The organism is Ruegeria sp. BG11 (assembly GCF_056538565.1).
Window position 1 is genome coordinate 147,212 of sequence record NZ_JBQFTH010000011.1, and the last position, 21,146, is coordinate 168,357.

The 21,146-nt window shown below is 59.5% G+C and carries 26 protein-coding genes, 1 tRNA gene and 1 riboswitch; of the genes, 17 read left to right on the forward strand and 10 right to left on the reverse strand.

Translation table 11 applies throughout. The annotated features are described in order from the left end of the window. Positions 1–133 precede the first annotated feature (133 nt). Genes ACR0JF_RS18000 through ACR0JF_RS18015 form a run of 4 tightly spaced genes read left to right on the forward strand, consistent with a single transcriptional unit; the run spans position 134 to position 2,812 of the window. Positions 134–436 carry a hypothetical protein gene (locus ACR0JF_RS18000; protein ID WP_480669597.1) on the forward strand — a complete coding sequence of 101 codons (303 nt, stop codon included), beginning with the start codon at positions 134–136 and terminating at the stop codon, positions 434–436. Beyond that, on the forward strand, positions 436–1,659 hold the full coding sequence (locus ACR0JF_RS18005; RefSeq protein ID WP_170661784.1) for an MFS transporter: 1,224 nt from the start codon (positions 436–438) through the stop codon (positions 1,657–1,659). Before ACR0JF_RS18000 ends, ACR0JF_RS18005 begins: the two co-directional genes overlap by 1 nt. After that, positions 1,656–2,273 (forward strand): DUF3833 domain-containing protein, encoded by a 618-nt coding sequence (locus ACR0JF_RS18010; protein WP_170661782.1) that lies wholly within the window; start codon positions 1,656–1,658, stop codon positions 2,271–2,273. Before ACR0JF_RS18005 ends, ACR0JF_RS18010 begins: the two co-directional genes overlap by 4 nt. Continuing rightward, on the forward strand, positions 2,270–2,812 hold the full coding sequence (locus tag ACR0JF_RS18015; protein ID WP_170472846.1) for a DUF3833 domain-containing protein: 543 nt from the start codon (positions 2,270–2,272) through the stop codon (positions 2,810–2,812). Before ACR0JF_RS18010 ends, ACR0JF_RS18015 begins: the two co-directional genes overlap by 4 nt. Positions 2,813–3,389: 577 nt before the next feature. Here the strand turns inward: ACR0JF_RS18015 and ACR0JF_RS18020 are convergent. Then, positions 3,390–3,465: transfer RNA gene (locus ACR0JF_RS18020), tRNA-Lys, on the reverse strand. Between the two features lie 212 nt (positions 3,466–3,677). Between ACR0JF_RS18020 and dapF the strand changes: the two genes are divergently transcribed. Together dapF and mtaB are read left to right on the forward strand one after the other, a co-directional pair. Continuing rightward, entirely contained in the window at positions 3,678–4,520 is an 843-nt protein-coding gene (dapF, locus tag ACR0JF_RS18025) for a diaminopimelate epimerase (protein WP_170661780.1), read from the forward strand. Then, on the forward strand, positions 4,517–5,773 hold the full coding sequence (gene mtaB, locus ACR0JF_RS18030) for a tRNA (N(6)-L-threonylcarbamoyladenosine(37)-C(2))-methylthiotransferase MtaB (RefSeq protein ID WP_170661778.1): 1,257 nt from the start codon (positions 4,517–4,519) through the stop codon (positions 5,771–5,773). The genes dapF and mtaB overlap by 4 nt, the downstream gene beginning before the upstream one ends. A 140-nt stretch (positions 5,774–5,913) precedes the next feature. Here mtaB and ACR0JF_RS18035 read toward each other — a convergent pair whose 3' ends face one another. Genes ACR0JF_RS18035 through petA form a run of 3 tightly spaced genes read right to left on the reverse strand, consistent with a single transcriptional unit; the run spans position 5,914 to position 8,650 of the window. Further along, positions 5,914–6,702, reverse strand: coding sequence for a cytochrome c1 (locus ACR0JF_RS18035; protein ID WP_170644066.1), 789 nt, complete (start codon positions 6,700–6,702; stop codon positions 5,914–5,916). Between the two features lie 17 nt (positions 6,703–6,719). After that, on the reverse strand, positions 6,720–8,051 hold the full coding sequence (gene petB, locus ACR0JF_RS18040; protein WP_170379706.1) for a cytochrome b: 1,332 nt from the start codon (positions 8,049–8,051) through the stop codon (positions 6,720–6,722). Between the two features lie 14 nt (positions 8,052–8,065). Then, on the reverse strand, positions 8,066–8,650 hold the full coding sequence (gene petA, locus ACR0JF_RS18045) for a ubiquinol-cytochrome c reductase iron-sulfur subunit (RefSeq protein WP_170379708.1): 585 nt from the start codon (positions 8,648–8,650) through the stop codon (positions 8,066–8,068). Positions 8,651–9,018: 368 nt separating this feature from the next. On the opposite strand from petA, the gene ACR0JF_RS18050 reads away from it, so the two are divergent. Then, positions 9,019–9,279 carry a c-type cytochrome gene (locus ACR0JF_RS18050; RefSeq protein ID WP_480669598.1) on the forward strand — a complete coding sequence of 87 codons (261 nt, stop codon included), beginning with the start codon at positions 9,019–9,021 and terminating at the stop codon, positions 9,277–9,279. 3 nt (positions 9,280–9,282) lie between these two features. Here ACR0JF_RS18050 and ACR0JF_RS18055 read toward each other — a convergent pair whose 3' ends face one another. Continuing rightward, a complete protein-coding gene (locus tag ACR0JF_RS18055) occupies positions 9,283–9,891 on the reverse strand; it encodes a glutathione S-transferase (protein WP_170661776.1) in 609 nt (202 codons plus the stop codon). 56 nt (positions 9,892–9,947) lie between these two features. Then, positions 9,948–10,577: an FMN-binding negative transcriptional regulator gene (locus ACR0JF_RS18060; protein WP_170661774.1), complete on the reverse strand. Its 630-nt coding sequence runs from the start codon at positions 10,575–10,577 to the stop codon at positions 9,948–9,950. Positions 10,578–10,631: 54 nt separating this feature from the next. Continuing rightward, a riboswitch (FMN riboswitch) is annotated at positions 10,632–10,786 on the forward strand. 75 nt (positions 10,787–10,861) lie between these two features. Between ACR0JF_RS18060 and ACR0JF_RS18065 the strand changes: the two genes are divergently transcribed. The 5 genes from ACR0JF_RS18065 to cobO all read left to right on the forward strand — a co-directional run bounded on the left by ACR0JF_RS18065 (position 10,862) and on the right by cobO (position 14,833). Beyond that, positions 10,862–11,299, forward strand: a complete 438-nt coding sequence (locus ACR0JF_RS18065; protein ID WP_170661772.1) for a 6,7-dimethyl-8-ribityllumazine synthase — start codon at positions 10,862–10,864, stop codon at positions 11,297–11,299. A 141-nt stretch (positions 11,300–11,440) separates the two neighbouring features. After that, positions 11,441–12,541 carry a chorismate synthase gene (aroC, locus tag ACR0JF_RS18070; RefSeq protein ID WP_170661770.1) on the forward strand — a complete coding sequence of 367 codons (1,101 nt, stop codon included), beginning with the start codon at positions 11,441–11,443 and terminating at the stop codon, positions 12,539–12,541. Beyond that, positions 12,525–13,187 (forward strand): HD domain-containing protein, encoded by a 663-nt coding sequence (locus tag ACR0JF_RS18075; protein ID WP_170661767.1) that lies wholly within the window; start codon positions 12,525–12,527, stop codon positions 13,185–13,187. Before aroC ends, ACR0JF_RS18075 begins: the two co-directional genes overlap by 17 nt. Before the next feature lie 54 nt (positions 13,188–13,241). After that, positions 13,242–14,177, forward strand: a complete 936-nt coding sequence (locus tag ACR0JF_RS18080; RefSeq protein WP_170661765.1) for a DMT family transporter — start codon at positions 13,242–13,244, stop codon at positions 14,175–14,177. Between the two features lie 56 nt (positions 14,178–14,233). Next, positions 14,234–14,833 (forward strand): cob(I)yrinic acid a,c-diamide adenosyltransferase, encoded by a 600-nt coding sequence (gene cobO / locus ACR0JF_RS18085; RefSeq protein WP_170661763.1) that lies wholly within the window; start codon positions 14,234–14,236, stop codon positions 14,831–14,833. On the opposite strand, the gene ACR0JF_RS18090 is transcribed toward cobO, so the two are convergent. The 4 genes from ACR0JF_RS18090 to ACR0JF_RS18105 form a co-directional block, all read right to left on the reverse strand. Next, the gene (locus ACR0JF_RS18090) at positions 14,827–15,015 is read right to left on the reverse strand and encodes a hypothetical protein (RefSeq protein WP_170555244.1); all 189 of its coding nucleotides are present in this window, start codon (positions 15,013–15,015) and stop codon (positions 14,827–14,829) included. The genes cobO and ACR0JF_RS18090 overlap by 7 nt on opposite strands. Positions 15,016–15,266: 251 nt before the next feature. Further along, complete coding sequence (locus ACR0JF_RS18095; protein WP_170459394.1) at positions 15,267–15,632, reverse strand: SPW repeat domain-containing protein; 366 nt, start codon at positions 15,630–15,632, stop codon at positions 15,267–15,269. A gap of 111 nt (positions 15,633–15,743) precedes the next feature. Next, complete coding sequence (locus ACR0JF_RS18100; protein ID WP_170661761.1) at positions 15,744–16,694, reverse strand: AraC family transcriptional regulator; 951 nt, start codon at positions 16,692–16,694, stop codon at positions 15,744–15,746. A 111-nt stretch (positions 16,695–16,805) separates the two neighbouring features. Continuing rightward, positions 16,806–17,672, reverse strand: coding sequence for a branched-chain amino acid aminotransferase (locus ACR0JF_RS18105; protein WP_170661759.1), 867 nt, complete (start codon positions 17,670–17,672; stop codon positions 16,806–16,808). A 159-nt stretch (positions 17,673–17,831) separates the two neighbouring features. Here ACR0JF_RS18105 and ACR0JF_RS18110 point away from each other — a divergent pair, with 159 nt between their 5' ends. The 5 genes from ACR0JF_RS18110 to ACR0JF_RS18130 all read left to right on the forward strand — a co-directional run bounded on the left by ACR0JF_RS18110 (position 17,832) and on the right by ACR0JF_RS18130 (position 21,144). Next, positions 17,832–18,344 (forward strand): MarR family winged helix-turn-helix transcriptional regulator, encoded by a 513-nt coding sequence (locus ACR0JF_RS18110; protein WP_170661757.1) that lies wholly within the window; start codon positions 17,832–17,834, stop codon positions 18,342–18,344. Continuing rightward, on the forward strand, positions 18,341–19,042 hold the full coding sequence (locus ACR0JF_RS18115) for a response regulator (RefSeq protein WP_170379735.1): 702 nt from the start codon (positions 18,341–18,343) through the stop codon (positions 19,040–19,042). The genes ACR0JF_RS18110 and ACR0JF_RS18115 overlap by 4 nt, the downstream gene beginning before the upstream one ends. A gap of 69 nt (positions 19,043–19,111) precedes the next feature. Continuing rightward, positions 19,112–20,038: a histone deacetylase family protein gene (locus tag ACR0JF_RS18120; protein ID WP_170661755.1), complete on the forward strand. Its 927-nt coding sequence runs from the start codon at positions 19,112–19,114 to the stop codon at positions 20,036–20,038. Then, the gene (locus ACR0JF_RS18125) at positions 20,035–20,277 is read left to right on the forward strand and encodes an exodeoxyribonuclease VII small subunit (RefSeq protein WP_120634800.1); all 243 of its coding nucleotides are present in this window, start codon (positions 20,035–20,037) and stop codon (positions 20,275–20,277) included. Before ACR0JF_RS18120 ends, ACR0JF_RS18125 begins: the two co-directional genes overlap by 4 nt. Continuing rightward, complete coding sequence (locus ACR0JF_RS18130) at positions 20,278–21,144, forward strand: polyprenyl synthetase family protein (protein ID WP_170661753.1); 867 nt, start codon at positions 20,278–20,280, stop codon at positions 21,142–21,144. Positions 21,145–21,146 lie beyond the last annotated feature (2 nt).

Here is a 21,146-nt window from a genome sequence, read left to right on the forward strand (position 1 = left end):
GCCTCTGTCCAGCGAACTGAGCGATCCCAAGCTTTTGGGCAGCTCGACGTTTAGGTTCTTGGGCCTGCCTGTCTATGACGCCAAGCTATTCACGCCTGCTGGAGCGGCATTCAATTGGACCGAGGATTTCGGGTTGCAACTGACTTATCGAAAAAACCTCGCACAAAAGGCTCTTGTAGAGTCGACGCTGGATGAGATGGCAAGGCAAGGCAATCCCGCGCCGACAAAAGCCCAGCTAGAGACCTGTTTTCAGGCGGTCAGCAAAGGTGACAGCTATCTGGCCATATCTGAAGGACCTAACAAAGTTGGGTTTTGGCGCAATGGTGCACAAACCTGCACACTAACCAACACCGGCATCAAGAAATCGTTCATGTCGATTTTTCTTGGCGACAACACTCGGTCCGCCAGTTTTACACGGCAGTTGAAGGGACAGTGATGCTGTATCCCCGGGTCAGCCTTTATGCGCTGATGCTCGCTGCGGCGGGTATCCCGCTCTATATTCACCTGCCGCGCTTTGCGGCGGTGAATTTGGGCATTGGCCTTGGGGTGATCGGAACCGTGCTGTTGGTGATCCGGCTGGTCGATCTGGTGCAAGACCCGCTGATCGGCTGGGCCATCGACCGCTGGCCAGGTGGGCAGCTGCTGTTTGCCGCTCTGGCGGCGCTTGGGCTGGCAGTTGGGTTTCCGCTGCTATTCGGCCTGCCGGACGGGGCCAGCGTCGGCGCGCTGGTCGCCATCCTCGTCCTGCTATTTTCGGCCTACAGCCTTGGCACCATCCTGCTTTATGGCCGTAGCGCAACTTTGGCCAAACAGGCCGACCCGCAAGAGCTGATGCGCCTCGCCGCCTTCCGCGAAGGCGGGCAACTGACCGGAGTCGTTCTGGCCGCCAGCGCTCCGGCCCTCTTCGTTGCCTTCGGCGCGCAGGGACAGGGCTATCCCGCTTTTGGCCTGTTTCTGGGCGCGCTGGCGCTCCTAACCCTGATCGTCACCATCCCGATATGGCGACGCACACCCATCACGGGCGAGGGCATCTCATTCACCGCGCTCGGACAATCCGGCGCCCTCCGCCTGTTGGTTCTGGCGCTGATCAACAGCCTGCCGGTCGCCCTGACAGCCACGCTGTTTCTGTTCTTCGTCGAGGACAAACTGCAACTTTCCGGTATGGCCGGCCCATTACTGATCCTGTTCTTCCTGAGCGCCGGGGCTAGCGTGCCCCTCTGGGCGCGACTCAGCAATCGGATCGGCCCGAAACAGACCCTGATGATAGCCATGCCGCTTGGCATCGCTTCCTTCATCGGCGCGGCCACCCTCTCGGCTGGAGAGCTGACCGCCTTTGCCGTGATCTGCCTGGCCTCGGGCGCAGCCGCAGGAGCGGATATCGTGATCCTGCCCGCCATGTTTTCCGTGGTGCTGACACGCGCGGGGCTGAATGCCTCGGCCGCATTTGGCATCTGGTCTTTCGCTGGCAAGCTGGGCCTCGCGCTCGCTGCCTTTTTCACCCTGCCCCTGCTGGAACGCAGCGGTTTTTCACCCGGTCAAGCCAACTCGGCACAGGCTCTAAACACGCTCACATTCGCCTATGCCCTGCTGCCCTGCATCCTAAAGCTGGGCGCATTCGGGATGGTCTTGACCCTGCCTACGGAGGTCCCAGCCAAATGAATACGCTTGTTGTGATTTTGCTCGCCATCCTCGTTATCGTGGCGGTCAAAAGACGGTTCCTGAGCTTTCGCTCACAATCCCCGGCTGACTATTCGGGAACGGGGCCAGAGTTTTCCCTGACCAAACACCTGAACGGAGATATCCTGTCCGAGGGGCTGATCTATGGCCCCAACGGCAAGATGTCGAACAGCTTTGTTGCCCGAATGGTCGGTGAATGGGATGGAAACACGGGCACTCTGGCAGAGTGGTTCACCTATTCCAACGGTAAACAGATGACCCGAAAGTGGTATCTGACATTGGGCACCGGCAACACGTTCACGGCCACGGCAGACGATATCGTCGGTGAGGGCAAAGGCGTGATCTCGGGCTCGACCGTCAAGCTGTCCTACCGGATCATCCTGCCCGAAGACGCCGGAGGGCACACGCTGGACGTCACCGACTGGATGTACCTGACCGAAAACGGAGCGATTATGAACCGCTCAGAGATGCGCAAATTCGGCCTCAAGGTGGCGGAACTGGTGGCAACCATGCGACCCGCTCCCGAGGTGCAGACCGCACATGTACCCGGCGCAAACGGGTATGATGCGGACGCTGAAAACAGGCCGCTGCAATGACCCGGTTGCGTTTTCTGATCTCTCTGATCGCAATCGCCAGCCTGACACTGCTTGCGGCCTGCTCGGCCAAACCGCGGGTACCCAAAAGCTTTCTGTCCGATCGGCAGCTGAACCTCGAGGAGTTCTTCGAAGGCAAGACCGTGGCCTATGGTCAGTTCCAAGACATTCTGGGCAATGTACCGCGTCGTTTCACGGTTGAGATCGACGGCACCTGGGACGGAGAAACCCTGACCCTGGTCGAGGATTTCGTCTACGATGATGGCGCAACCGAACAGCGCATCTGGACCCTGACTAAAACCGGCGACGACACCTGGACCGGCACCGCGCCGGGCGTGTTGGGTGTTGCTGACGGGATTGAGCGTGGAGATACGTTCAACTGGAAATACAAGATCGACCTGCCGATCAAAGAGGGCACCATGCGTGTGAACTTTGACGACTGGATGTGGCTTCTGGAAGATGACCGTCTGCTGAACCGCGCCTATGTTTCGCGTTTTGGCGTCCGTATAGGCGAGGTTATCCTGTTTTTTGAGAAACTGTGACGGCCCGACGGGGCCTCGGCGCGCTGATCCGGCTGCTCCGCCCTGTCGCGTTCATAGAAGATAAACTCGTCAACCCAACCGAATATCTTGTTCGACTCGGGCTGACGCGCCTCAGAGGGCGGTGGCGCGGCCTTGGCCTCCACCTGAGCACGCTCAACCTCGGCCCACAAGAAAAACAACCCGCGCCGAGTGCCATTGAGATGCTCGGGTATTTTGACCCACACCACCTGTGAAGATTTGCCTGATTTCTGCTCGATTTTTGCCCCCGGGTTTTTTTTGACACCCTTTGGCTAAAGGATAGCAAATCTAGCTGAATCTGCCAATTTTTTCGAATCGCGCAGGCGGAAATCCACTAAGAAGTCGCCAATTAACACGTTTGAATATAAGTGAAATTCTCGCAAGCAACCAAAGGTGGTGCTACTGACGGACACCGCCACCTCGGGCGCCTTCCGTTTTGCGTGAGTTAAAGCCGATCCTCAAAAACCTGGTATTGACGCACAAGTGTTTCGCTTGGGTGCTAGCCTCCCGTCCGAGACCAAAAGCACTCTCATCCATTCCTTCGATCGTTCTGAAAAAGTGGTGAGCCGTGCAGGATTCGAACCTGCGACCCACTGATTAAAAGTCAGTTGCTCTACCAACTGAGCTAACGGCCCACTTTTTTGTCTGGATCTTTGCGATCCGTGGCGCTCTTTAAGGCATTTTCCCGACCGGGTTCAAGACCTTATTTTGCACCTCGTTTCGCCAGAGTAATCAGTGTTTCCGGCGACCCGATAGGCGGCCTAATTAGGCAGGTGACGCAGGGGGGTCAAGCCCTTTTTTCACGAATCGTCACCACAGGGTGGATTCATCGCAGGACCAACGTTATATGCCCGCCATGCAACAGAGACTCGATACCAGTTTGCCCTTCATGAAGATGCACGGGCTGGGCAATGACTTCGTTATTGTCGACGCGCGCGCGCAGGCGACGTCGATCAGCGCTGCATTGGCAAAGGGAATCGGGCACCGCCAGTTTGGTGTGGGATTCGATCAGTTGGCCGTGATCGAAAACGGAGCGGCTGACGCGCATCTCGTGTTCTACAACGCGGACGGGTCGACCTCGGCCGCTTGCGGGAACGCCACACGGTGTATCGCCCGTTTCCTGATGAAAGAGAGCGGCAAAACAGACCTGACACTGACGACCGAACGCGGCACGTTATGCGCGCAGGATGCAGGCAACGGCCTGACCTCGGTCAATATGGGGCAGCCCCAGCTAGATTGGCAGGAGATACCGCTGGCTGAAGAGATGGACACGCTGGAACTGCCGATTGAGGGCACACCCTCGGCAACAGGCATGGGCAACCCCCATTGCACGTTTTTCGTGGACGACGCCGAAGCGATTCCCCTGGCCGAGTTTGGCTCGCGATACGAACACCACCCTCTTTACCCCGAACGCACCAATGTGCAGGTGGCGCAGGTGATCGGGCCGGACCACATCCGTATGCGCGTCTGGGAGCGTGGGGTGGGCATCACGCTGGCCTCAGGGTCCTCGTCCTGCGCTACAGCCGTCGCCGCGGCCCGGCGCGGTCTGACGGGGCGCAAGGTTCAGATCAAGCTGGACGGCGGCACAATCTGGATCGACTGGCGCGATGATGGCGTCTGGATGACCGGGCCGACCTGCCATGTGTTCTCAGGCAATTTGACCCCGGAATTCCTGAGGTCACTGGGATGAGCGCCCCCAAATTCACCACTCTGGGCTGTCGCCTGAACGCCTATGAGACTGAGGCAATGAAAGAGCTGTCTCAGCAAGCGGGTCTGCAAGATGCGGTGATCGTGAACACCTGCGCCGTGACAGCCGAGGCAGTTCGCAAGGCCCGGCAAGAGATTCGCAAGCTCCGCCGCGAAAACCCCAACGCGCGCCTGATCGTAACCGGATGCGCCGCGCAGACGGAACCGCAGACCTTCTCGGCCATGGACGAAGTTGATGCGGTGATCGGCAATACCGAGAAGATGCAGCCCGACACCTGGAAAGGCATGGCGGCTGATTTCATCGGCGAAACCGAAACCGTTCAAGTCGATGACATCATGTCGGTCACCGAAACGGCAGGGCACCTGATCGACGGGTTCGGCACCCGCTCACGCGCCTATGTGCAGGTTCAGAATGGCTGCGACCATCGCTGCACCTTCTGCATCATCCCCTATGGCCGCGGGAACTCTCGCAGTGTGCCGGCTGGAGTAGTCGTGGATCAGATCAAACGGCTGATCGACAAAGGCTATAACGAGGTTGTCCTGACCGGCGTTGACCTGACCTCATGGGGCGCGGATCTGCCCGCTCAGCCCAAACTGGGCGATCTGATCATGCGCATTCTGAAACTTGTGCCCGATCTGCCGCGACTGCGCATCAGCTCGATCGATTCGATCGAGGTGGACGAAAACCTGATGCAGGCCATCGCGACCGAGCCTCGACTGATGCCGCATCTGCACCTGTCACTGCAGCATGGCGACGACCTGATCCTGAAGCGGATGAAACGCCGCCACCTGCGCGATGACGCCATCCGTTTTACTGAAGAGGCACGCAGCCTGCGCCCCGACATGACCTTTGGCGCCGACATCATCGCTGGCTTCCCTACGGAAACCGAGGCGCATTTCGAAAACTCCTTAAAACTGGTCACGGACTGCAACCTGACCTGGCTGCATGTCTTTCCCTACTCCAAACGCGAAGGCACGCCAGCGGCGCGAATCCCACAGCAGGTCAACGGCAAGATCATCAAGGACCGCGCCGCGCGCCTGCGCATGGCCGGAGGGGCGCAGGTCGCCAAACACCTATCAGCCCAGATCGGCCAAACCCATCACATCTTGATGGAAAACCCGCATATGGGTCGCACCGAACAATTCACCGAGGTCAGTTTCTACACCCCCCATCCCGAAGGTCAGATCGTGACCGCGACGATCACAGGGCAAACAGCAACCCAGCTTCAAGCCTGATCCACTCTTCATCTGGCCAAAAATATCTCGGGGTGAATTGGCCGTAGGCCAAGAGGGGCTGGCCCCTCTGCTCCTTCAAAAAGAAAAACCCCCGCAACCTGAAAGGCGCGGGGGTTTTCAATTTCAAAAGCTCAAAAGCTTCACTGCTCGCGCAGCTTGCCCTTGTGCGGCGCCCACAGGCGCTTGTTTACCAGATATAGCAGCACCGACAGGACGGTCAGGAAGATCACGCCGACGAAACCAGCGTTCTTGCGGTCGGTCAGCTTAGGCTCCGCAGCCCACATCAGGAAGGCTGCGACGTCTTCGGACATCGCTTCGACGGTGGCCGCGTGGCCATCGGCGAATTCAACCTGATCTTCGGACAGCGGCGGGCCCATCGAAATCCAGCCTCCGGGGAAGGCCTTGTTTTCGTAAAGGATCGTGCCTGCCTCTTCCTTCTCCTCACCAGTGTAGCCGTCCAGCAGAGAAGCGATGTATTCCGCGCCACCCATGCCTTTGACCAGCTGGTTGATGCCCAGACCGTAGGGGCCGTGGAAGCCCGCGCGGGCTTTGGCCATCAGGCTCAGGTCTGGCGCGCCAACGCCGTTATTCGCCGGGAAGTGGTCAGTCGGGATCGCCGGGCGGAAATCGTCCAATTCGGGGTCGAAAACCTCGAAATTGTCCGCCGCATAAGTGATCACCTGCTCTTCACTGTAACCCAGCGCTTCCAGATCGCGCAAAGGAACGTATTGCAGGCCGTGGCAGGCCGCGCAGACTTCGGTATAGACCTGAAGACCGCGTTGCAGCTGGTTCTGATCCCAAGTTCCGAACGGACCCTCAAACGAGAAGTCGAAATCCTCGATATGAGTGTCATAGTCGCCTGCCGCAAAAGAGGCGGCAGGGGTAAGGGCCAGGGCAAACGCAGCGCCGATTGCAAGTTTCTTGAACATGTTTCCGGTCCCTCTTCTTACTCGGCCGGCGTGGCGTCGGCGTCAGCCTTGCCATAATGCGCGTTGAAGTCTTCTTCGATGGTCTCAGGCGGAGCCAGAGGTTTCTCGATCACGCCAAGCAGCGGCAGGATTACGAGGAAATACGCAAACCAGTACGCAGAGGCGATCAGCGAGAAGGTCGCGTAGGGTTCTTCCGCGGGCATCGCACCCAGCCACATCAGGGCAAAGAAGTCGATGATCAGCAGGTAGAACCACCATTTGAACATCGGACGATACCGACCCGAACGCACGGTCGAGGTGTCCAGCCAAGGCGCCAGCGCCATGGCCAGGATCGCACCGAACATCGCCAGAACACCGAAGAATTTCGCATCAATGATGCCGCCGGTGATGAAGCTGGCGAACTGAACAACCCAGACCTCGCCGGTGAAGGCGCGCAGGATCGCGTAGAACGGCAGGAAGTACCATTCGGGCACGATATGTGCAGGCGTCACAAGCGGGTTGGCCTCGATATAGTTATCGGGGTGGCCCAGATAGTTCGGCATGAAGCCCACGATGGCCCAGAACACGACCAGGATGACCGCCAGAGCGAACAGATCCTTGATCACGAAATACGGCCAGAAGGGCAGCGTGTCTTTCTCGGCCTCGGCTTTCGAACCGCGACGTACTTCAACACCCGTGGGGTTGTTGTTGCCGGTGGTGTGGAAGGCCCAGATATGCACGATAACCAGCGCCGCAATGATGAACGGCAACAGATAGTGCAGCGAGAAGAAGCGGTTCAGCGTGGCGTTATCCACTGCGGGTCCGCCCAGCAGCCATGTCTGCAGCGCATCACCCACAAACGGGATCGCACCAAACAGACCGGTGATCACGGTCGCACCCCAGAAGGACATCTGACCCCAGGGCAGAACGTAGCCCATGAAGGCGGTGCCCATCATCATCAGGTAGATCAGCATACCGATGATCCACGTGATCTCACGCGGGGCTTTGTATGAGCCGTAATAGAGTCCACGGAACATGTGAATGTAGACCGCGACGAAGAACAGCGACGCGCCGTTCATGTGCAGATAGCGGATGAAATAACCACCATTCACGTTACGCATGATGTGTTCGACGCTGGCAAAGGCCAGATCGACATGCGGCGTGTAGTGCATAACCAGCATGATGCCGGTAACGATTTGCAGCACCAGGCAGAAGGCCAGAACGATGCCCCAGATCCACATCCAGTTCAGGTTCTTGGGTGTGGGAATCATCAGGGTGTCGTACATCAGGCCGACGATAGGCAGGCGGCTATGCAGCCACTTTTCGCCGTTTGACTTCGGCTCGTAGTGATCGTGGGGAATGCCGGACATAAGTTAGGTCTCCCTTAGCCGAGTTTAATGGTTGAAGCGTCGACCCACTCGACCGGAGGGATCGGCAGGTTCTCAGGCGCGGGGCCTTTGCGGATCCGGCCTGCCAGATCGTAGTGCGAGCCGTGGCAGGGGCAGAACCAGCCGCCAAAGTCGCCTGCATCACCCAGAGGCACGCAGCCCAGGTGGGTACAAACGCCCATCTGAACGATCCACGCGCCCTCTGCCTCGCCTTCGGGCGATGGCATGACGCGGTTGGCGTCGGTCGCGGGTGCATCTGCGTTGATGTTGAAGTTCCGGGCCAGCGGGTCAGGCAGGTTACCTACCGCTTCTTCGTCCTGCTGCTGCGCTTCAGCGATTTCAGCACCGGTGCGGTGACGGATGAAGACCGGTTTACCCAGCCACTTGACCGTCAGCTGTGTACCCGGCTCAACCCCGCTTACATCCGTACGGATCGAGGACAGTGCCTGCACATCCGCCGACGGGTTCATCTGATTGATCATAGGCCATACCGCAGCACCGGTCGCTACGACCCCTGCGCCGCCCGCGACGTAGTACAGGAAATCTCTGCGGGTGCCTTCGTGGTCTTCTACGTGGGACACGAGGTTTTCTCCGATTGTCTAGCGCCCGTGCGAACGGGCCAATAGCTGGAACCCGGCACGGATGCCGGGTCTTAGCGGAATTCTCTACCGAGCAGAATAGTATTCGTCCAGCGGTGTTGAATGCGCAATACGCCGCATCTGCGTAATTTATCATCGCGCAGGGCAGTCTTTTTGATGTTTCTCGCCCTCATGTTTCAACGGCGCGTCGAATCAGCCCCATTTGATTCGCGCCCAATGACTCCGATCTGACCAGGGACCCCGCCAAAGGCGAAAAGCTCTACAACCGCTGCTCGGCCTTCCACGCGATCATCAAAGATGGCGAGGTTCTGGTCAAAGGCGGCATCACAGGCCCCAACCTATACGGGGTCGTGGGCCGCACCGCCGGATCCGAGAACGACTATCGCTATGGCAGCGAACGCCTGCCCATCGGCATGTTCACCGACGACATGATCCGCGCCGGTGACGCAGGTCTGGTCTGGACCGAGGAAAACATAGCCGCTTACTCCGAGGACCCGATCGGGTTCATCAAAGAGTTCCTGCAAGACGATACCGCCCGCCCGAACATGAGTGTGAAGCTCAAGAAAGGCGCGGACGACATCGCAGCCTATCTGGCGACATTCAGCCAGTAAGGTTTACGTCACAGGCTGCGTGGCGACCATGCTCGGACGCGCGTCAAACTCGGCAAACCAGGTTGCGAGGGCATCATTGCCCTTGCGCCAGCCCCGCGCGTCATGGCGCAGATCCAGATAACCCAGCGCGCAACCCACGGCCACCTGCCCCATGTCCAGCGGACCCGACAGATGTGCCATCCAGCGCTGGTTCAACACGGCACAGGCGCGCTCGACCTTGACCCACTGCGAATCCACCCACTCATCCCATTGCTTGTCTTCGGGACGCAGCCGGCTTTCATAGGTCATCAGCAGCGCGGCATCCAGAATGCCATCTGCCAGCGCCTCAAGCGTCAAAACATCCCAGCGCCGCGCACCTTCGGGGTAGAGCTGTCCCCCGGCGCGGTCATCCAGAAAAGCGCAGATCACGCGACTGTCGAACAGGGTCGGGCCATCGGGGCGCTCTAGCGCAGGAACCTTGGTCAAAGGGGCCTTGCCTATCAAGGGCGCGGCCGGGGCCAAAGGCGTACCTGCCACCGTTTCCAACTCAACATCCTCTAGCTGTTCTGTTTCATGCAACAAAACCATGACTTTACGGACATAGGGCGAAGTCAGACTGTGATAGAGTTTCATGCGCGCGCTCCTTTGTTTGGGCCGAACTTACAACAGGGTACAGAAAACAAAAGCCGTCATTTGCCTGAGGGCTCCACAGCGCGCATCAGCGCCTGCAGGGCCTGCACTTCCGAGCCGATTCCAAACGTCCCGACCTGCTCTGCCGCCCGCATCCGAACGTCATCAGGTTTGTTCTGGTTCAGCTTCCACGTGCCCTGAATATCCTCAACCCGCATCCGGCAGGGCAGAATCATCCGCATCATCCGCTCCAGCGCGTCGCCCTCCATCTTGCTGCTGTGCCAGGGCGGCTTCGGGCGCAGCCTTTCTTCGAAAAACGCCGACTGCCGGTCCAACAGGTCCCGCATCTCCTCCGCCGGGCGCAGTTCCAGAATGCCGGTTAGGTGAACGGCGACATAGTTCCATGTCGGCACCTGATCGCTCACCTCATACCAATCGGGCGACACATAGCTGTCGGGCCCCGAAACTGCGATCCGGGCTGCCTGCGGCGCCTTCAGCAGCCGAACAATCGGATTCGACCGGACAAGATGCAACTCAACCACCAAGCCATCCTCAGACAGTAAAAACGGTACGTGGCTGATCAAAGGCGCGGCCTCAGTAGACACAGCCAAAACGCCAAAGGCGCGTTCGCGGGCAAACGCAATATGTCGGCTGATCTCCTCAGCGCGAAATGCGGGATTCGGGTGCATGAGATTCCTCCTGCCAAATCTCTTGCAGAGGAGGCCCAATCTATGCAAGGTCCGCCTCGTTCTCAGGGCGGGGCGAAATTCCCCACCGGCGGTATGCGGGCGATGACCTGTAAGCCCGCGAGCGGCCTCGCCGTGTTCACGAAGGGGTGTCAGCAGATCTGGTGAGAGGCCAGAGCCGACGGTTAAAGTCCGGATGAAAGAGAACGTGCCAGATGCGTCGGTGAAACGGCGTGTCTGCTCGTGATCGCCTTGGGTGAAGTGTCTGTTTTGCTAAGGAGATCATGATGACACACACCCGCTATGCTTTCGTCAAAGCCAACTGGCATTCCGATATCGTTGACCGCGCGCTCGAAGGGTTTCTGGAGCTCATCCCCGCCGATCAGGTTGACGTGTTCGACGTCCCCGGCGCGTTTGAAATGCCCCTGATTGCACGCGATCTGGCCCAAACCGGCCAATATGCAGCTGTCGCCTGTGCCGCCTTCGTGGTTGATGGAGGCATCTACCGGCACGATTTCGTGGCCCAGGCCGTGGTTGACGGCCTGATGCGCGCAAGCCTCGACACCGGCGTACCCGTCCTGTCGGTCTCGCTGACCCCACATCAATATCAGGAAACCGGCCACCACAACGCCATCTACCGCGACCACTTCGTGCAAAAAGGGCGCGAGGCCGCCAACGCCGCCCTCAACATCACGAAAACCCGTCAAGCGATCAACGCAACCTGATCCTTCTTCTGTTTGAAAATACCTCGGGGGAGGCGCGCTTGCGCGACGGGGGCAGAGCCCCCTCCCCCAATATCAAATGCAAATTCGCTTGAGGCCAAAGGCTCTCCCCGCTAATCACAACCCCGCAAAGGAGCCCGCCCCATGTCGATGAACAGCTTTGGACACCTCTTCCGCGTCACCACCTGGGGCGAAAGCCACGGGCCCGCCTTGGGCGCGACGGTCGACGGCTGCCCTCCGGGCGTGCAGATCGACGAGGCGATGATCCAGCACTGGCTGGACAAGCGCAAACCGGGGCAAAACAAGTTTACCACCCAGCGGCGCGAACCTGATCAGGTCAAAATCCTCTCTGGCGTGTTCGAACGCCAAACCACCGGCACGCCCGTTCAGCTGATGATCGAGAACACCGACCAGCGCTCGAAAGACTACGGTGATATCATGGAGAAGTTCCGCCCGGGACATGCCGATATCACCTACTGGCAGAAATACGGCATCCGCGACTATCGCGGCGGAGGGCGCAGCTCGGCCCGTGAAACCGCGTCACGCGTCGCGGCTGGAGGACTGGCGCGCGAAGCAATCAAACAGATCGCGCCGAATGTGCAGATCACCGGCTACATGACCCAGATCGGCCCGCACAAATTCGACCGCGCCAATTTCGACTGGTCGCAGATCGAACAGAATCCCTTCTGGACGCCTGACGCCCAAGCCGCCGAGGACTGGGCCGCCTATTTGGATGACCTGCGCAAGTCCGGCAACTCGGTCGGCGCGATCGTCGAAGTCGTCGCGCGCGGCGTCCCCGCCGGGCTTGGCGCACCGATTTACGCCAAGTTAGACACTGATCTCGCCGCCGCGATGATGTCGATCAACGCCGTTAAAGGCGTCGAGATCGGCGAAGGCATGGCCGCCGCTGAACTGACCGGTGAGGCCAACGCGGATGAGATTTTCATGGGCCAGAACGGCCCGCAATACAGCTCGAACCACGCCGGTGGCATCCTTGGCGGGATCTCCACGGGGCAGGATGTCGTGGTGCGCTTTGCCGTCAAACCGACTTCGTCAATTCTGACCACGCGCAAGACGATCACCAAATCCGGTGAGGAAACCGAGATCATTACCAAAGGCCGCCACGACCCTTGCGTCGGTATCCGCGCTGTGCCTGTGGGGGAGGCAATGATGGCCTGCGTGATCCTTGACCATCTGCTGCTGCACCGAGGCCAGATTGGCGAGAACCGTGGACATATTGGCTGATCTGCGCACACGCCTGCGCGGCATCGTCGCGCAGCGTATGCAAACCGATCCCGCACATGATCTGGCCCATCTGGACCGTGTCTGGCGAAACGCGCAAGCGATTGCAGGCGATAAGGAGGACATGGCCGTGCTGCTGGCCGCCAGCTATCTGCATGATCTGATCAACCTGCCAAAGAACGACCTCAACCGCCACTTGGCCTCACGCCGATCCGCGCAGGAATCAGAGCCTATTCTGGAGGAATTGGGCTTTTCTGACGGACAGATCCAAGCCACCCAACATGCGATCGAGGCCCACAGCTTCTCGGCCAACATCCCGCCCCGCACATCCGAAGCCCGCATCCTGCGAGATGCGGACCGGCTTGATGCACTGGGGGCCATCGGTATTGCGCGCACTTTTGCGGTCGCGGGTGCGTTGGGCCGGGATCTCTACGACCCCGAGGATCCATTTGCTGAAGAACGCGATCTGGACGACCTGAGGTTTTCAATCGACCACTGGAAAGTGAAACTGCTGAGCCTGCCCGACGATATGCTGACCGAGGCGGGCCATGCTCTGGCGCAAGAACGCCGGGCGCAGATGCTTGAATTCCTCAAGGCCTTCGCAGATGAAATCGGCCACCCCGTGCCCGCGCGATGGGAAACCCCCTGATTGGTACAATCCCGTCGTTGATCTTTCCGCGCCAAAAGCGCAGGTTCCCGGCCAATGGCACAATCCTTGACATCGCACCGCCCCGCTCTTGCTGTGGGCCTGAAATTGACCGCCTTGATGCTGTTCACTTTGATGTCGGCCTTGGTCAAAGCGTTGTCCGAAGATTTTCCACCGGGTGAGCTGGTCTTTTTCAGGTCTCTCCTGGCGATTCCCGTCATCATCGCCTGGCTGATCTGGCGCGGGGAGCTGTCGCAGGGCTTTGTCGTCAAGAAACCCATGGGCCATTTCTGGCGCGGCGTTCTGGGCACCAGTGCGATGGGCCTGACCTTTACCGGCCTCAGCCTGCTGCCTTTGCCCGAGGTCACCGCCATAGGCTACGCGACCCCGATTTTCACCCTTGTCCTGGCCGCCCTGCTGTTGGGCGAGCGCATCCGCATGATCCGCATCGGTGCGGTGATGCTGGGGCTGGTGGGGGTTCTGATCATGCTCTGGCCACGGCTCGGCAGCACTGAGATGGAGGTGGCGGCAACGATTGGCGCCCTTTGCGTTCTGGCTGCAACCATCGCGCGGGCTTTTGTGCAAATCCATATCCGGCAATTGGTCAAGGTAGACCACCCCGCCGCCATCGTGTTCTATTTCTCGATCACGGCAACGCTGCTGTCATCGCTGACCGTGTTTTGGGGTTGGACCATGCCGACACTGGATCAGGCTCTGTTATTGGTCGTTGTAGGCCTGATCGGTGGGGTTGCGCAGATCCTTGTCACCTCGTCCTATCGGTTTGGTCAGGCGTCAATGCTGGCGCCCTATGACTACACCACAATGCTATTTGCCATTGCGATCAGCTATTTCTGGTTCGATGAGCTGCCGACGCTGACGATCTTGCTGGGTGCGGCACTGGTGATCGCGGGCAATGTGGTCGTGGTTTGGCGCGAACATCAGCTGGGGTTGGAGCGCGGCAAGGCGCGGTCTCTGACCGACCACAAACCGTGACTTTACCTTTCGCCAACTTCGCTTAGTTTGAGCGCAACAATCAATGAGGGCTCCGCATGAGTGACGCACAAGACCACAAGGAAAAGATGCAAGAAGTGCAGGCCAAGCACCGCAAGAAAGTGTCCGAAGCGGTCGACCCTGACCGCGGCCTGGTGCTGATCAATACCGGCAAGGGCAAGGGTAAATCCTCGGCCGCTTTTGGAGTGGTGATCCGTGCGCTTGGTTGGGGCCAAAAGGTTGCCGTTGTTCAGTTCATCAAGGGAAAATGGAAAACCGGCGAGCGGCGCTTTTTCGAAGAACGCGATCTGGTGACGTGGCACACGATGGGCGAAGGCTTCACCTGGGACACTCAGGATCGAGACCGCGACATCGCCGCCGCAACCGCCGCGTTCGACAAGGCCTGCGTCCTGATGGCCAGCGGGGACTACGATCTGGTCGTACTGGATGAGATCAACATCGCGCTGCGCTACGAATACCTGTCAGTTGAGCGTGTGATTGAGGGGCTGAATGGCCGTTCCGACAAGACCAGCGTATTCCTGACCGGCCGTGATGCCCCGCAAGAACTGCGGGACTATGCCGATCTGGTCACTGAGATGACCGAAGAAAAGCACCCGTTCCAAGCCGGGATCAAAGCCCAGCGCGGCGTGGACTACTGATCGCGCGCCCTTTTGGGTGTTTCTCTGACAACGTCGTCCGAGGGCTGTTGACTCAGCTCTCGACATTTTTCTGCGTCGCAGGTTTTGCGATCCAGATATGCCTCGACATCCGAGGCCAGCGCGTCGCAATCGCAGGACGCGCAACACGGGTCGGATAGCAGCTCTTCAAATCTGGTACGCATCGGTGCCCTCGGTCGTTCCCGGAACGGTGGCAGGCCATCACGACTGAACTTGCTGAGCCCACAGACCGCCCCGGAACCATGTGCTTGATCGGTTCATCTGGCGTTGATTTTTTCTGACTGTTTTTGTCGGTTTTTGCAAGGGAAAACGACTGGGCAAGCCAGCGAGACTGTTTTTCCCAAAAAACAGAGCCTAAAAAAGGGAGAAGCCGCGCAGAACAGCGCGACTTTGAGCAGTGGGAGACAGGTTGGATTCAGGCCGCTGCGGTCTGTTCAGGCGCGCTGAGCGAGATCACAGCGACAACAGCGGCCCCGTTCAGCCAGTAGAACAGCGCGTCGATTCCCGAAAAGCCGAGCAAGCTGGGGGCCAACAGGAAGGTCACGCCAACGGCCAGATCGACCGCGAGGTGCAGTTTGTAAGGCAACACCCGCCAGATCCCCAGGTGATGGTCGGTGAGTACCGTCAGGACGAAAGCGGCAACGCCAGTGACAACGGACAGCCAAAGCGCCAGCGGGTTGGATTGGCCCAGCCCAAGCACAAAGGGCAGCACCATCAGCGCAATGGCAACGGGATAGTCGAGATAGGCGTGAATATTGCGGGTGACAAAACGGAGGGACATTTGGATTTCCTTTCCTCAATCAGAGACAGATCAAGAATAGGACCTGCATTGGGAACGCAGCAGCCCAGATCGTTTGCAAAACATTGCAGATCGTTCAGAAGTAACGGTGGATCAGTGCATCTCGCGATAAGCGGCCGGGGACACTCCGACCTGTTTCTTGAACACCCGCGAAAACGCCGCCTCAGACGCATATCCGGCCTCGGCTGCGGCATCGGCCACGTTCCAACGCCCCTCGGTCAGACCGTGGCAGGCGATCTGCATCCTCCAGTCCGTCAGATATTGCATCGGGGTGGTTCCCATCTTCTCAGCAAAAAGCTGGGCAAAGGCCGTGCGCGACATCGCGGCCTCATTGGCAAGGCTGGCCACGCTCCATTCCTGCGCGGGGGCTTGGTGGAACGCTGTCAAAGCGCGAGAGATTCGCTGATCGGCAAAACCAGCCAGGGCGTCATCGTCAGGGCTTTGATGTTCCAGATAGGCCCGGATCGCCTGCGCAAACAGCACTTCGGACAGTTTCAGGGCAATCAGGTCGCCGCCAATCCGCGCGCCGGACACTTCTGAGCCGATCATGCGCAGGGTGGCCTCGATCCACGATCCCGCCTCTTCTCCGTAGTTCTGGATCAGGATGTAGGGCGGCAGCCGGTCGATCAGCATATGACCGGTGCCATTCCGGCCAGCCGGTCCTGTGAACGAAAAATGTCCGCAGATCAGTTGGGTATCGCGTTCTTCGTCCCCGCCGCCATAGACTAGAACGCCGTCACCGGTATAGCCCGCGATGTCGAGGACTTGCTCTAACGGCAGAGCGTCAAACGGCCTGACCTCGTTGCACAACAGCGCATGTTGCGCGCCATGCGGGATCACGATCAGGTCGCCCTGTTTCAGACGCACGGTCTCGCCAGTTGCCGGGATGTGGACCTTCAGCTCACCGCGCTGGACGAAATGAAACCGGGCCACGTTTTCAAAGCCGGGCACCTGAATCCCGAAAGGCGGGGTGAAGGAGGTCCGGAAATAGAACGTGCCTCGCAGGGACAGGCGGGTGAGGATATCGCTGAGAAGGTCCAACATAGGACAAAGATACAGCGCAGCACGCCAAGGTCCATGCTGTTGAACAATCTGCAAAACACTCTGCACGATCTGCAACAAAAACCCCCGCCGGAGCGGGGGTTTCAGGTCTTATCAGGCGCGGACGAGTTTCTCGTAGTCTTCCGCGATTTCGCGGGTCAGATCGCCCACTTCAAAGGTGTAGCCGCCAATCTGCCCGACCGGAGTAACCTCGGCCGCCGTGCCGGTCAGCCAGCATTGTTCGAAATCAGCCATTTCCTCGGGCTTGATGCGGCGCTCATGCACGGTAATGCCCTTGTCTTTCAGCATCTGGATGACGGTCTGGCGGGTGATGCCGTTCAGGAAGCAATCCGCCAGCGGAGTGTGGACCTCACCATCCTTGACAAAGAAGACGTTGGCCCCGGTGGCCTCGGCCACATAACCGCGCCAATCCATGAACAGCGCATCCGAGCAGCCCTTAGCCTCGGCCTTGTGCTTGGAGATGGTGCAGATCATGTAGAGGCCCGCCGCCTTGGCGTGAACCGGAATGGTCTCAGGGCTGGGGCGTTTCCATTCGGCGATGTCCAGCTTGGCACCTTGCATCTTGGCGTCGCCGTAGTAGGCCCCCCACGGCCAGACGGCGACAGCCATCCGCACGGGGTTCTTGGCCGAGGCCACGCCCATATCCTCGCCCGAACCACGCCAGACCAGCGCGCGGACATAGGCGTCCTTCAGGCCGCTGGCTTTCAGGGCCTCTTCCTTGGCGGCCTCGATCTGATCCACATCGTAGGGCATCGGCATGTCCAGCGCCTCGGCCGAGGCGATCAGACGTTCGGAATGTTCCCGGCTTTTGAAGATCTTGCCGTTATAGGCGCGCTCGCCTTCGAACACGGACGAGGCGTAGTGCATCGCATGTGTCAGGATGTGGACAGTGGCCTCGCGCCATGGGACCAGCTTGCCATCCAACCAGATGGTGCCATCACGATCATCATACCCCGCCATGCGAAACCTCCTGAACCGGGTTGAATTTGCGAATGTTGCGCTAGTTAGGACCGGAGCGGACACAATCTTGCGCAAAAACTGCGATTCGATACCTGTCTGCCCTTGGAATGTCAATAAGGCTGACTTAAACTGTAGATCGAGTAACGCATGAGGCATGATATGTCCGAAATCCGCCCCGCCCCGATATATGGGGGTGAAAGCCTGTTATTCCTAACCGATGAGCAGTTGCGGCAGGGGATTGAGGCGATGTTTTTCGCCTATCGGGGGTTTACGGCGGATCCGGATCGTATCCTCGCGGACATGTCTTACGGGCGGGCGCATCACCGGGCGATCCACTTCATCAACCGCGCCCCCGGCACGACGGTCAACAACCTGCTGGCCATTCTGGGCGTGACCAAACAATCCCTGAACCGGGTGCTGCGGACCCTGATCGAAGACGGCATGGTCGAAAGTCGGGTTGGGACCGTCGACAAGCGCGAGCGGCATCTGTTTTTGACGGAAAAAGGCCGCGCGCTTGAGGCGACATTGTCCGACGCCCAGCGCGCGCGCATGCGGGCCGCTTACAAGGATGCAGGCCCCGAGGCCGTGGCCGGTTTTCGCAAAGTACTTGAAGCAATGATGGATGCTGATATGCGTCATGCTTACAAGAAGTTGCGGGATACGACCTCATGAGCGATATGGATGCCCACCTGCTGATCGTCGACGATGACGAGCGCATTCGCGACCTGCTGAAGAAGTTTCTGATGCGGAACGGGTTTCTGGTAACCGCCGCGCGCGACGCGGCGCACGCGCGTCGGGTGCTGTCCGGGCTGGACTTCGACATGATCGTTCTGGATGTGATGATGCCCGGCGAGGATGGCGTGAGCCTGACCAAAGCGCTGCGCGAAACCCACAGCACTCCGATCCTTCTGCTGACGGCGCGTGGCGAGACCGAGCATCGGATTGCGGGCCTTGAGGCCGGGGCTGATGACTATCTGGCCAAACCGTTTGAGCCGAAAGAGCTGTTGCTGCGTATCAACGCCATTCTGCGGCGGATGCCCGAAGCTCCTGCTCAGGATGCGGCGGCGAAAATCCTGACCCTTGGCCCGATCCGCTATGACATCGAGCGGGGAGAGATGTGGCAGGGCGAGGACCCGGTGCGTCTGACCGCGACGGAAAGCCAGTTGATGAAGATCTTCTCGGCCAAACCGGGGGAGCCGATCAGCCGGGCAAAACTGGTCGAAGATCTGGGACGCGACAAGGGGCAGGCGCAGGAACGGGCAGTCGACGTGCAGATCACGCGATTGCGTCGCAAGATCGAACAGGACCCCAAGCAGCCCCGATACCTGCAAACCGTTCGCGGAGCAGGGTATATGCTGGCACCGGATTGACCGGGCCGCTGCGCGGCGATTTTATGCCTTCGGCGAGGATATTTTTAGCCAGATGAAGAGGGGATCCCGATGAAGACGGCCTTGTTCACCCATGCAGATTGTCTGGGCCATGTGACCCCCGAAGGCCATCCTGAGCGGGTGGCGCGGCTGGAGCATATTCTGCACGCGCTGGAGGCTTTGGATCTGGATCGCAGGACCGCTCCGATGGTGGCGGATGACGATTTGCTGCGGGTTCATGCCGAGGATTACATCCGCGATATCCGGGCCGCGCGGCCTGAAGAAGGGTATGCGCAGATTGATGGGGATACGTTTATGTCTCCAGGCTCGGTCGATGCCGCGTATCGCGGCGCTGGGGCCGTTATTCGGGCGGTAGATCTGGTGCTGTCCGGCGAAGTCTCGAACGCATTCTGCGCCATTCGACCACCGGGGCATCACGCGGAAACCGACAAGGCGATGGGGTTTTGTCTGTTCGGCAATGCCGCGCTGGGCGCCAAACATGCGCTGGACCATCACGGGCTGGACCGTGTCGCGGTAGTGGATTTCGATGTGCATCACGGTAATGGCACGCAGGACCTGTTATGGGACGAGAAACGCGCGCTTGTGATCACCAGCCAGCAGATGCCCTTGTGGCCCGGCTCCGGTCGCCCCGACGAAACTGGGGCCTATGACACGGTTCTGAACATCCCCCTGCCACCTGCAAGCGGTGGAGCCGAGATGCGCGCAGCCTATGAGGCTCAGGCCTTTCCGCGCCTGAGAGCCTTCAAGCCTGAACTGATCATTGTCTCGGCCGGGTTTGATGCCCATCAAGACGATCCACTGGCTAGTCTCAACTGGTCCACGGGCGATTTCGCCTGGATCACCGCCGAGCTGTGCAAGATCGCCGATGAGGTTTGTGAGGGCCGTATCGTCTCGACTCTGGAAGGCGGTTATGATCTGAACGCATTGGCCGAGGCGACACGCGCCCATGTGGAAGAACTGATGAAGGCAGCACGATGACCGATACCCCCGTTGAGCAGATGACGTTTGAACAGGCGATGAAAGAGCTTGAGGCTGTAGTCGGCCAATTGGAACGCGGTGATGTGGCGCTGGATCAGTCGATTGCGCTGTATGAGCGCGGCGCGGCTTTGAAGAAGCGCTGCGAAGATGAGTTGAAGCGCGCTGAGGAAAAAGTCGCCGCCATCACGCTGGACGCTAACGGGCAGCCAACCGGGACGACTCCAGTCGAAGGTCAGTAAATGTTTCGCGACAGGCTGGCGCAGGATGCGGCGCGGGTTCAGAGTCATTTTGACCTGGTTCTGGGCGCGCTTGACGATCTGGATGTGACGCGGGCCATGGCCTACGCCACCGAAGGCGGAAAGAGTCTGCGGGGGTTTCTGGTTCTGGAAAGCGCGCGTCTGCATGGCGTTGAGGCCGCTCAGGCAATCTGGCCCGCGACCGCGATTGAGGCGTTGCACGCCTATTCCCTCGTTCATGATGACCTGCCCTGCATGGATGACGATGACCTGCGACGTGGGCGCCCGACGGTTCACGTGAAATGGGACGAAGGCACTGCCGTTCTGGCCGGGGATGCCTTGCAGACCCTGGCCTTTGAGCTTTGCACGCGGCCCGAAGTCGGCAAGCCCGAGATTCGCGCCGAACTGGCGATGACTCTGGCCAAGGCGAGCGGGGCGCAGGGCATGGTTCTGGGTCAGGCGCTGGATATTGCGGCTGAAACGGCGTCTGCCCCGCTGTCGCTGGACGAAATCACGCGGCTGCAAGCAGGCAAGACGGGGGCGTTGATCGAATGGTCCGCCTGCGCGGGCGCTCGGTTGGCGCAAGCCGATCCGACACCGTTGCGCCAATATGCCCAAGCCCTTGGGCTTGCTTTTCAAATCGCCGATGACATCTTGGATATCGAGGGTGATGCCGAAAAGGCCGGCAAACGGCTGCAGAAAGATGCGGATGCGGGCAAGGCAACCTTTGTTTCGCTTCTGGGGCTGGATGCAGCCAAGGCCCGTGCCGCCGAGCTGGTGGGCGAAGCCTGCGCCGCGCTGGATGGGTATGGTACTAAGGCTGAAACCTTGAAGGACGCTGCTCGCTTCGTTATTGCCCGGGACAGCTAAGC